9 protein-coding genes are annotated in these 11,392 nt (G+C 69.4%); 7 read left to right on the top strand and 2 right to left on the bottom strand.

Annotated elements, in window-relative coordinates; genetic code table 11:
- Window positions 1-148: 148 nt before the first annotated feature.
- Complete coding sequence (locus HUU96_RS04695) at window positions 149-1,381, bottom strand: AI-2E family transporter (protein WP_174291696.1); 1,233 nt, start codon at window positions 1,379-1,381, stop codon at window positions 149-151.
- Window positions 1,382-1,433: 52 nt separating this feature from the next.
- Between HUU96_RS04695 and HUU96_RS04700 the strand changes: the two genes are divergently transcribed.
- The 6 genes from HUU96_RS04700 to HUU96_RS04725 all read left to right on the top strand — a co-directional run bounded on the left by HUU96_RS04700 (window position 1,434) and on the right by HUU96_RS04725 (window position 8,258).
- The gene (locus tag HUU96_RS04700; protein WP_174291697.1) at window positions 1,434-2,909 is read left to right on the top strand and encodes an FGGY family carbohydrate kinase; all 1,476 of its coding nucleotides are present in this window, start codon (window positions 1,434-1,436) and stop codon (window positions 2,907-2,909) included.
- Between the two features lie 26 nt (window positions 2,910-2,935).
- Entirely contained in the window at window positions 2,936-3,988 is a 1,053-nt protein-coding gene (locus tag HUU96_RS04705; RefSeq protein WP_254604999.1) for a CPBP family intramembrane glutamic endopeptidase, read from the top strand.
- Between the two features lie 46 nt (window positions 3,989-4,034).
- Window positions 4,035-5,261: a TetR/AcrR family transcriptional regulator gene (locus tag HUU96_RS04710; RefSeq protein ID WP_174291698.1), complete on the top strand. Its 1,227-nt coding sequence runs from the start codon at window positions 4,035-4,037 to the stop codon at window positions 5,259-5,261.
- Window positions 5,262-5,600: 339 nt separating this feature from the next.
- Complete coding sequence (locus HUU96_RS04715; RefSeq protein WP_174291699.1) at window positions 5,601-6,113, top strand: EF-hand domain-containing protein; 513 nt, start codon at window positions 5,601-5,603, stop codon at window positions 6,111-6,113.
- A gap of 67 nt (window positions 6,114-6,180) precedes the next feature.
- Complete coding sequence (locus HUU96_RS04720; protein ID WP_174291700.1) at window positions 6,181-6,903, top strand: response regulator; 723 nt, start codon at window positions 6,181-6,183, stop codon at window positions 6,901-6,903.
- 5 nt (window positions 6,904-6,908) lie between these two features.
- Window positions 6,909-8,258: a sensor histidine kinase gene (locus HUU96_RS04725; RefSeq protein ID WP_254605000.1), complete on the top strand. Its 1,350-nt coding sequence runs from the start codon at window positions 6,909-6,911 to the stop codon at window positions 8,256-8,258.
- On the opposite strand, the gene HUU96_RS04730 is transcribed toward HUU96_RS04725, so the two are convergent.
- Window positions 8,252-10,555 carry a GH92 family glycosyl hydrolase gene (locus tag HUU96_RS04730; RefSeq protein ID WP_174291702.1) on the bottom strand — a complete coding sequence of 768 codons (2,304 nt, stop codon included), beginning with the start codon at window positions 10,553-10,555 and terminating at the stop codon, window positions 8,252-8,254. The genes HUU96_RS04725 and HUU96_RS04730 overlap by 7 nt on opposite strands.
- 118 nt (window positions 10,556-10,673) lie before the next feature.
- Between HUU96_RS04730 and HUU96_RS04735 the strand changes: the two genes are divergently transcribed.
- The coding region (locus HUU96_RS04735) for an NAD(P)/FAD-dependent oxidoreductase (protein WP_174291704.1) at window positions 10,674-11,392 on the top strand (719 nt) is incomplete at its 3' end.

Raw genomic sequence — 11,392 nt, forward strand, 5'->3', positions numbered from 1 at the left:
GTGACGGGGCTCGACCCCGCGACCTCCGGCGTGACAGGCCGGCGCTCTAACCAACTGAGCTACACCCGCGTATTAGCGTCGAGGCGCGGCCACTAGGCGAGGCCGTCGGGGGTGTCAACAACCGCCGCCGGAACCGCCGACGTCAGCGTCAGGGCGCTTTGCGGCGTCCCAGCGACCGGCCGCGCGCGCGGGCGCTGTCCTGGGTCAGCGTACCGTCCTCGAACAGGAAACCGGCGATGTCCGGCTTGCCTGCGGCCCCCAGTACCGTCTGGATGATGATCAGCAGCGGCACCGCCAGCACCGCCCCCGTCGTTCCCCACACCCAGCTCCAGAAGCTGAGCGAGATCAGGATCAGCAAGGGGCTGATCGTCAGCCGGTGGCCGACGATCATCGGCGTGATCCCATTCGCCTCCAACAGGTGGCAGCCATACATCAGCGCTGGCGGCAGCAGCGCCGTCCAGATGTCGGAAAAGGTCATCAACCCACCGATCGCCAGCAGCACCGCCGCGATCACCGGCCCGAAATAGGGGATGTAGTTGAGCAACGCGACGATGCCGCCCCACATCAGCGGATAGGGCATCCCGACCAGATGGAGCAGCCCGGCGACCACCAGCCCCAAGGCGACGTTGATGACGGTGATCGTCCCAAGATAGGCCGACACGTCATCGACCACGTTCTGGATCACGCGCGCAGTCGCCATCGCGCCGTCGAAACTGGCGCGGCCGGTGATGGTCCGCCGCCGCATCCGCGTCCAGCCGGACAGGAAGAAGAAGACGATCAGGACGCCGAACAGGATCTGGATGACCACCGCCGGCGCCGTGGTCGCGGCCAGCTCCAGCATAGAAGTCGGCGGCGTCACCGGCGTCGCGCCGCCATGCCGCACCGGCACGGCGGCGATGGTGCGCAGCGCCCGGGTGGCGAACTTCTCCAGCGCCGACACCGTCTCGATCAGCGGCGCGAGATTGGACTGGATCCGGTCGATCCGGGTCGGCAACAGGCGGAAGAAGTCGGTAGCCGGCACCACGATCGCCGCGACGACGATGTTGGCGATGACGACGAAGCCCAGGATGCACAGGATCGCGGCCGGGGCGGACGGCACCCGCCGCCGCTCCAGCCATTCGAGCACCGGCACCAGCGCGATCGCGATCACCAGCGACAGGGTCAGCGGCAGGAAGAACTCCGACCCTGCCTTCAGCGCGAACGGCAGCGCCAGCACCAGTCCCACCGCCGCCGTCAGGGTGAGCCCGGCGAGCAGCCGGTCGCGCCGTTCGGCGATGCGCGCAAGCTGCTCCGGCGCGATCCCCTCCAGCAGCGACGACGCGGCCACGGCAGCGGTCGCCTCGGCGCGCGGGCGTGTTTCGGGGGAGCCGTCGTCTGCCATTGCCGTCACCCTACGCTTTTGCCGTTCGCGTGTAATCCGCTAACATATGGCGATGGGCGATCATCTGCTGGTTATTGACGAGGGTACGACCTCAACCCGGGCGATGCTGTTCGCGCTCGACGGACGCTGCGTGGGGAGCGAGTCGGCGGAGCTGAGCCAGCACCACCCTCGCCCCGGCTGGGTGGAGCATGACGCCGCCGAGATCTGGCGGGAGACGCTGCGCGTCGCCACGGCCATGGTCGGGCGGGCGGGCGGTGCCGAGCGCATCGCCGCTATCGGCATCACCAACCAGCGCGAGACGGTGGTGTTCTGGGACCGCGACACCGGCGAGCCGCTGGCCCCCGCCATCGTCTGGCAGGATCGCCGCACCGCCGACGCCTGCCGCGCGCTCGCCGAGGCGGGGCACGAGACGCTGGTGCAGGAACGCACCGGGCTGCTGCTCGACCCGTATTTCTCGGGTTCCAAGATCGGCTGGGGACTGCGCGAATGGCCCGACGTCGCGGCGGCAGGCGCGCGGCTGGCGGTCGGCACGATAGACAGCTGGCTGGTGTGGAAACTGACCGGCGGGCTGCACGTCACCGACGCGACCAACGCCAGCCGCACGGCGCTGATGCGGATCGCGCCCAGTGGTGGCTGGGACGACGATCTGCTCGGCCTGTTCGGCGTGCCCCGCGCGGCCCTGCCGGAGATCATCGACTGCGCCGGACGGATTGGCGAGACGCGTGCGTTCGGGGGCGTCATCCCGATCTGCGGCATCGCCGGCGATCAGCACGCGGCGATGATCGGGCAGGCCTGCTTCGCGCCGGGCGAGACCAAGGCGACCTTCGGCACCGGCGCGTTCGTGCTGACCCAGGCGGGCACGGCGCAGCCCTCCTCGGCGAACCGCCTGCTCGGCACGATCGCCTGGCAGCTGGGCGGCGAGCGGCATTATGCGCTGGAAGGGTCGGTGTTCGTCGCCGGCAGCCTGGTGAAGTGGCTGCGCGACACGTTGGGACTGATCGGCGATGTCGCCGAAACCGACGCGCTGGCGCGCAGCGTTGGCGACAATGGCGGCGTCTATCTGGTGCCGGCGCTGTCGGGGCTGGGCGCGCCATGGTGGCAGCCGGAGGCGCGGGCGAGCATCGCCGGGCTGAGCTTCGGTACCGGCAAGGCGCATGTCGTCCGCGCCGCGCTGGAGGCAATGGCGCACCAGGCGTCGGACCTGAAGACCGCCTTCGCCGCCGATGGCGAGGACTGGCGCACGCTCAGGATCGACGGCGGCATGGTCGCCAACGACTGGATGGCGCAGGATCTTGCCGACATGCTCGCGGTCACCGTCGAGCGCCCGCGCTTCGCCGAGACGACCGCGCTGGGTGCGGCGATGCTCGCCGGGGTTGGCGTGGGCGCGTTCGCGGATTTGGCGGCGGCGGCAGCGATGCGCGGCGAGGTCGAACGCTTCGAGCCGAAACTTGGCGAGGATGAGCGGCAGGCGCGGCTGGCGGGCTGGCGCAAGGCGGTCGAACGCGTCATCATGCCGCCAGGTGCCTGACCATAGCCGGTGCCAAGGGGAAGCCGATGACCAACACCGCAACCGACATGGAAGTCGGCGCACGGGACTACCCGTCGGCAGCACCATCGCCGCGCGGCTGGTTCCGGTATATCTTCGTTGGCGCGGACGGCCTGCGCGCCGGCTGGAGCCTGCTGTTGTTCATCGTGCTGGTCGCGTTGCTGGCGGCTGGCGTGTCGTTTGCCATGGCATTCGTTGCCAAGACGATCCTGCACCTGCCCCCTCCGGCCAAGGGCGCGCCGGGCGAGGCTGGAGTGACCTTCGCCAACGACGCGACCGGCTTCCTCACCTTCGGGGTGGCGTCGCTGATCATGGCGCGGATCGAGCGCCGCCCGTTCGCGCGCTACGGCCTGACCCGTTCGCTGCTGCTGCCCGACCTGCTCAAGGGCATGGCGTGGGGGATCGCGATGCTGTCGCTGCTCGTCGGGATGCTCGTCGCAAGCGGCGCGCTGGCTTTCGACGGGATCGTGCTCGGCGGCCGAGAGGCGGTCGGCTACGCCCTTGCCTGGTTCGCCGCCTTCGCGATGGTCGGGCTGTTCGAGGAGTATCTGACGCGCGGCTACCTCCAATATACGCTGGCGCGGGGCGTCGTCGGCATCGTTCGCGCGGTGGCCCCGCACAGCCGCCATGCGCGCACGATCGGCTTCTGGATCGCGGCGCTGGTGTTTTCCGTCGGCGTCTTCGCCGGCGGTCACCTGTTCAACAGAGGCGAGACGGCGATGGGCATCGTCGGCGTGGCGCTGGCGGGCATCACCTTCGTCTACGTCCTGTACCGCACCGGCTCCTTGTGGTGGGCGATCGGCTTCCATGCGACCTGGGACTGGGCGCAGTCCTATCTCTACGGCGTGCATGATTCTGGGCTGGCAGTGACGGGGCACCTGCTCGCTTCCCATCCCGTCGGCGCGCCGCTGTTGTCGGGCGGGAGCACCGGGCCGGAAGGCAGCGTGCTGCTGATCCCGACGCTGCTGCTGACGATGGTGATCATCCACCTGACCTTGCCCCGCCGAGCCGCCGCATTCGACCCGCCTGGACGGGCGCTGGTGCCGGCTTCGGTGATCTAACGTCAAGGATACTGATTCTTCGAACCGATGATGATATACCCGCTCCATGGAGGGGACGAACGATAGCGGCACCAGCCGCTTCATGGCCAAGCGCGATGCCATCCTCGCGGCAGCGGCGGCGGCGATCAACGAACAGAGTGCCACCGGCATGACCTTCGCCGACGTCGCTCGCCGCGTCGGCCTCAACACCACCAGCATTACCTATTATTTCAAGCGCAAGGAGGACCTGGCGGCAGCGGCGTTCGAGCACACGCTCAACACGCTGCTGGCAATGCTGGACGAGGCGATGGCGGCCGCGATGCCGGAGGAGCGGGTACGGCGCTACCTCCAGCTCAACATGGCCCGCATCGCGCGCATCGATCGCGGCGAGGAGGCCGCCTTCGCGGTCCTGTCGGACCTGCGCGCGACCGAGGAGCCGGTCCGCTCACGCCTGTTGGCGCGCTGGCGTGAGGTGTTTCGTCGTACGCGCGCTTTATGGGGCTCGCCCAACGGCCGCGCCCAGACCGACCTGTTCGGCGCACGCGCGCACGTCGTGCTGGAGAACACCTTCTGGCTACCGGTATGGCTGACCCGCTACGACGCCGACGAGTTCGGCCGCGTCGAAGCGCGGTTGATGGAGGTGTTCGCGGGCGGCATCGCCGGTCCGGTCGAGCGCTGGAGCCCCAACCCGCTCGATCTCGATCAGGTCGAGGCGGAGCCGGGCCGGGCCGCTTTCCTGCTCGCGGCGACCCGGCTGATCAATGAGATCGGCTATCGTGGCGCGAGCGTGCAGCGCATCGCCAGCGAGCTGAACGTCACCAAGGGCAGCTTCTACCATCACCTCGATGCCAAGGACGACCTTGTCGCCGCCTGCTATCGACGCAGTTTCGACACCATCGCCCTCGCCCAGCGCCGCGCCGACGAAGCAGGCGGCAGTCACTGGCAAAGGCTGTCGAGCACGATCGCCGCCCTGATCGAGGTGCAGTTCGCTGAGCGCGCGCCCCTGTTGCGGACCACCGCCCTGTCGGGACTGCCGGCCGACGAGCGCGTCGCGATGGTCGCCCGGTCCAACCGGATCGCCCGCCGCTTTGCCGGAGTAATCATGGACGGGATCGGCGAAGGCTCGTGCCGGGCCGTGGACGCGGCGATCGCCGCGCAGACGCTGATGGCGTTACAGAACGCCGCGTTCGACATGCGGCACTGGGCGCGCACCATGCCGCGTCCGCGGGCGGTGGCGCTCTACGCCTCCACGCTGCTGTTCGGGCTGTTCGACGATCGCATTCTCGCCAGCTGAAACCGCGGTCCGGGTAGCAGCGACCAACAAGGGCGCGCTTACCCGAACCGCCGTCCCGCGCATCCTCTCCCGATGGCCGGCCTCTTGGGTCCGTACCGATCATTCCAAGTAGAAGATCAGCGGTCGGTCCGTCAAGCGCGTTCGAGCGATTGCGCCGATCAAATCCGCTCAGCGCTTGAAATGTTTTGAGCTTCCGGTATGGTTCAACTCCGGTTGCCGTGCGACAAATTGCGACATTCTTGCCCATGTCGTGGCATATCGTCGTGACAGGCGGCGCTGATAAGCCGCTCAAGCCGGAGCGGGAATGACCCCGCTCCTCCGCAACCAGGATGCAGCATCATGCGCAACACCCTCCTCGCGCTGGCCCTCGCAGCCGGATCGTTCACCGCTGCCGGCGCGGCCGCGCAGCAGACCGACCCTTCCATGCCGCCTCCTCCGCCTCCGGGCGGCCCGATGCGCGGCGGCGGCGGCATGGGTGGGTTGATGCAGGCTGACACCAACCATGACGGCGTCATCACCCGCGAGGAGGCGGTTGCCGCCGCCGATGCGCGGTTCGACCGGCTGGACATCAACCACGACGGCGTCCTTTCGGCCGACGAGATGCGCTCAGGAATGCCGATGACCTCGCAGGCACCGCCGCCGGCGACCTCGGTGACGCGCCAGCAATATCACGACCGCGCGCTGCGGCCATTCGACCGGATCGACACCAACCACGACGGCAAGCTCGATGCCACCGAGCTGAGCGCCTATCGCGACATGATGCGCGAGCGGCGTCAGGATCGCCAGGGCCCGGGTGGAGGTCGGGGCCAGGGTGGATCCGGTGCCATGCCCCCGTCCCAGGACCAGCAGTAAGCCGGAGCGCCGGGCGGCCGCCCCGCCCGGCTGGCTTGCAAGCGCCGCCATGGTAGATCAGCCGGCGATGGCCGACACTCCGCATCTGTTGCTGGTCGACGACGAGCGGTCGATCCGCGAGCCGCTTGCCTTGTATCTTGCCAAGCAGGGGTTTCGTGTCACCCAGGCGAGCGATGCCGACGCCGCGCGCACGCGACTGGCGGCTTATGCCATCGATCTCGCCATCGTCGACATCATGATGCCGGGCGAGGACGGGCTGTCGCTGTGCCGCCACATCGCCGCGACCAGCGCCGTGCCCGTGATCCTCCTCACCGCCAAGGCCGAGGAGACCGACCGCATCGTCGGGCTGGAAATGGGGGCCGACGATTATGTCGTGAAGCCCTTCTCCCCGCGCGAGCTGGCGACGCGGGTCAAGGTGATCCTGCGCCGTGCGGGCAGCGGCGGCGGCGTGCGCCACCATGCGCCCGAGACTGGCAGCTACGCCTTTGCCGGCTGGTTGCTGAAGTCGGGCGAGCGGGCATTGGTTGATCGCGAGGGCGTGTCGGTGCCGCTCTCGACCGGCGAGTACAACCTGCTGCTGGCGCTGGTCGTCCGGCCGCGTCAGGTGCTGACCCGCGACCAGCTGCTCGATCTGACCCAAGGCCGCGAGGCCGCCGCCTTCGACCGCGCGATCGACAACCAGGTCAGCCGCCTGCGCCGCAAGATCGAGGCCGACGTCCGCAATCCGGAGATCATCAAGACGGTATGGGGCGGCGGCTACACGCTGGCGGCCGAAGTCACACGGCTGTGAGGTCCGTGACGCGGTGGGTTTGGCCGCGCAGCCTGGCCGGTCAACTGGCGCTGCTGCTCGCCGCGGCGCTGTTCGTCGCGCAGGCGATCAACTTCGCGCTGTTGCTGCACGAACGCACGGTCCAGCGGGTCGACCAGGCCGCGGGCCAGGCGACAACGCGGATCGTCGAGGCGATCGATCGCGAGTCGCGGGATCGTCCCGCCGCTACCGATCGCGGCCGGGTCCGCCTCTTCGCTACCGACCCGAACCCCGGCATGGCGGTGGAGCCGGCAGTGGCCGATCAGCTGCGCAGCACGCTCGCCGAAGCGGGAATACGCGTCGGCCGCATCTCCACCGCGATCCAGCCGCTCAACGTCCATCAGCCCGGGCTGCAGCGTTTCCGCGGCCGCGACGCACGCCGCCTCGCCCGGTTTTCGGAGGAGCTGGTCATCGCCGTCGAGCAGCCCGGCCGCGGCTGGCTGGTCCAGCGCCTGCTCTGGCCGCGCGACAGCCGCTGGATCGTCTGGCGGCTGATCGGCCAGACACTGATCCTCTACGGCATCGTGTTGCTGCCGGTGCTGTGGCTGGGCCGGCGCATCTCGCAGCCGCTGCGCAACCTGACCCTGGCGGCAGAGCGGTTCGGCGCGGGTGACGACGGCGCACCGGTCGCGGTGTCGGGGCCGGGCGACCTTGCCGCCACCATCGCCGCCTTCAACGCCTTGCGCCTTAGGGTAAGGGCGATGCTGGACGAGAAGGACCGGATGCTCGGCGCGCTCGCCCACGACCTGCGCACGCCGCTCGCCGCGCTGCGGGTGCGGATCGAGTCGGTCGAGGATGACACCGACCGCGAGCGGATGGTCGACAGCGTGACCGAGATGAACCGCACGCTCGACGACATCCTGTCGCTGGCCCGCCTCGGCCGGCCGAGCGAGCCGCCGGTCGAGACCGATCTCGCCGCGCTGGTCGATGCGGTGGTCGAGGATTTCCGCGACCTGGGCGAGGACGTGACCTTTGTCGAGGCGGAGCGGCTGGCGATGAAGCTGCGTCCGGCGCTGATGCGGCGCGCGGTGCGCAACCTGATCGAGAATGCGGTGAAGTACGGTCACGCCGCGACGGTCAGCGTCGAGGCGTCGCCGTCATCGGTGGCGATCGTCGTCGCCGACCGCGGCCCTGGCATCCCGGCCGAGCGGCACGAGGAGGTGTTCGACGCCTTCACCCGGCTGGAGACCTCGCGCAACCGCGAGACCGGCGGCATCGGCCTGGGCCTGGCGCTCGCCCGCGCGATCGTGCGCGATGCCGGCGGCGAGGTGACACTGGCGAACCGGGCGGAGGGGGGCATGGCGGCAACCATCACCCTCCCCCGCCCGCCTCAATAAGGCGTCATCGAGTAGGGCCGCGCCGTCCTGGCGGTCGCCCATTGCCGGTTCGGCGTCGCTTGCATGGTGAAGTGCAGCTCGCCGCCGGCGCGGATGTCGGCGTCGCGCACGACACTCTTCGCCAGCGGCCGGCCGTTCAGCGTCACCTGCCCGACATAGCGATTGGCCGGCGACAGCCCCGCGGCGGTGATGGTAAAGGTCTTGCCGTTGGGCAGTGCCAGCACCGCGCGGTCGACAAACGGGCGGCCGATCACATACTCGCCGCTGCCCGGCGCGACCGGGTAGAAACCGAGCGCGGTGAACACCAGCCACGCTGACATCTGCCCGAGATCGTCGTTGCCGGCGAGGCCGTCGGGCGTCGGCTTGTACTGGCTGGCGACGATCTGAGCGAGCCGCTCCTGCGTGCGCCACGGCTGGCCGGCATAGTCGTAGAGATAGGCGACGTGGTGGCTCGGCTCGTTGCCATGGATATATTGGCCGATCAGCCCGGCGATATCCTCCGACTTGCTATAGTCGAGCTTGGAATTGTCATAGTCGAACATCGCGTCGAGCTTGGCGACGGTCCTGCGATCGCCGCCGAGCAGGTGAATGAGGCCACCGATATCCTGCGGCGCGAACCAGCTATATTGCCAGGCGTTGCCCTCGGTATAGTCGGAACCATAGTTGATCGCGGTCGGATCGAACGGCGTCCGGAACGCTCCCGTCGACAGCCGCGCGCGCAGCCAACCTGTCCTGGCGTCGAAGCTGTTGCGCCAAGAACCGGCGCGCTTCTCGAACCGCTCGGCGATCGCCGTCTTGCCCATCGCCCGCGCCATCCGCGCGATCGTCCAGTCGTCATAGGCATATTCGGCGGTCTTCGACGCCGCCTCCGGCTCCTTGTCGATCGGCACATAGCCGCGCGCCATATATTCGCCGAGGCCGCCGTAGGAGCGGTGCTCGGCGCTCGCCACCATCGCCTCGAGCGCGGCGTCGGCGTCGTAGCCGCGCAAGCCTTTCAGGTACGCGTCGGCGATCACCGGCACCGCGTGATAGCCGATCATCGTCCAGGTCTCGCGCCCGGCGAACTGCCAGACCGGAAGGATGCCGTCCGGGCTCTCCTGCCGGCTCGCGAGCAGCGAGCGGACCACGTCGGTCGTGGTGCTCTCCGGCTGGACCAGCGTCAGCAGCGGATGCTCGGCGCGGAACGTATCCCATAGCGAATAGGTCGAGCGGAAGGTGAAGCCCTGCGCGATATGGACCTGATCGTCCGGCCCGCGATAACGCCCGTCCGCGTCGCTCCAGACGCTGGGCGCGAGCAGGCTGTGGTAGAGCGCGGTGTAGACGCTGGTGCGGATCGGTGCGGGCGCGTCGATCGCCACCGCGGCCAGCGCTGCCTGCCACTTGGCCTGCGTCGCGGCCAGGGTCGCGTCGAAGCCGCCGGGTTCCGCGTCCAGATTGGCGACCGCGCCATTCTCGTCGACGCCCGACAACGCGACCCGCACCTCCAGCGGCTTGGCCAGCTTGCCGAAGTCCAGCCGCGCCTCCAGCGCACGGCCAAGCTTCTCGTCGAGGACGTCGCTACCCCGCCCCGGCCCTTGGAACCCGCGGTACGGCACCTTGTCCTCGCGATCGACAAACGCGTGGCCGGTCAGCGGCGCGGAGAAGCGCATCGCGAAATACAGCTTGCGTCCCGGTGCCCAGCCGCGCGTCTCGCGCATCCCGGTGACGGTGCCGTCGGGACGCAGGTGCAACGACGACCAGAGGATCTTGCCCGGATAGTCGTACAGCGAGCTTCGCCAGTCGAGCACAAGGTGCGCCGCCATCCCGTTGGCAAAGGTATAGCGCTGGACGCCGATGCGCGTCCCGGCGGTCAGTTCGGCACGGACCTGCGCGTCGTCGAGCGTCACCGCGTAATAGCCGGGGTGCGCGACCTCGCCGGCATGGCTGAAGCGCGAGCGATAGCCCGAGCCCGGCACCTTCGCGTCGCCGGGGTCGAGCGGCACCCGCTCGCCGCCGACCGGCATCACCAGCAGGTCGCCGAGGTCGGAATGGCCTGCGCCCGAGAAATGCGTGTGGCTGAACCCCTGGATCGTCGGGTCCTCATAGCGATAGCCGGCGGCATGGCCGTAGCAGGTGCGCAGCGAACAGGTAGCGTCCGTGTCAGGCGACAGCTGCACCATCCCGAACGGCGCGGTTGCGCCGGGAAAGGTGTGGCCCTCGCCGCCGGTGCCGATCATTGGGTTCACCGCGTCATAGGGCATCGTCTGTGCGGCGAGCGGCGTGGCGACAAGGGCGGCGAGGAGAAGGATGCGCATCATGGTAGTAAAGCATCAAGGCGCGCGCCTCGCCAGCGCTTCGTGCTGCGGCTAAGGCCGCCGGGTGCAGCGCGGCAACCTTTATGACGCGATCGTCCTTGGTGCGGGCGCAGCGGGGCTGATGTGTGCCGCGCTTGCCGGTCAGCGCGGTCGCCGCGTGCTGCTGGTCGACCATGGCGACGCGCCCGGGCGCAAGATCGTCATCTCGGGCGGCGGCCGATGCAACTTCACCAACCGCGACACCGCGCCGGACCGCTTCGTCTCGGCCAACCCGCATTTCGCCCGCTCGGCGCTCGCCCGCTACACCCCTGCCGACTTCCTCGCGCTGGTCGAGCGACATGGCATCGTCTGGCACGAGAAGACGCTGGGGCAATTGTTCTGCGACGGCTCGGCGCGGCAGATCGTCGACATGCTGGTCGGCGAGTGCGCCATCGGCGGGGTCACGATGGCGCTCGGCCGACCGGTTACGAGCGTCGACCACGCCGATGGCGGCTTCCGCGTGGGGCTGGACGGCCGAGCGGTGAGCGCGCCCGCGCTGGTCGTCGCGACCGGCGGCCCGTCGATCCCCAAGCTGGGCGCGACCGGCTTTGCCTATGATCTCGCGCGCCGTTTTGGGCTCAAGGTGGTCGAGCCGCGGCCGGCGTTGGTGCCGCTGACGCTGGGCGGCGAGCAGGCGCTGTTCCGCGACCTCGCCGGCGTCGCCGCACCGGTCGAGGCGCGCGCGGGTAAGGCCGCGTTCCGCGAGGCGGCGCTGTTCACCCATCGCGGGCTATCGGGACCGGCCATCCTTCAGGTCTCATCCTACTGGCGGCACGGCGAGGCGGTCACGATCGACTTCCT

Source organism: Sphingomonas bacterium (genome assembly GCF_903644135.1).
Taxonomy (GTDB): domain Bacteria; phylum Pseudomonadota; class Alphaproteobacteria; order Sphingomonadales; family Sphingomonadaceae; genus Sphingomonas.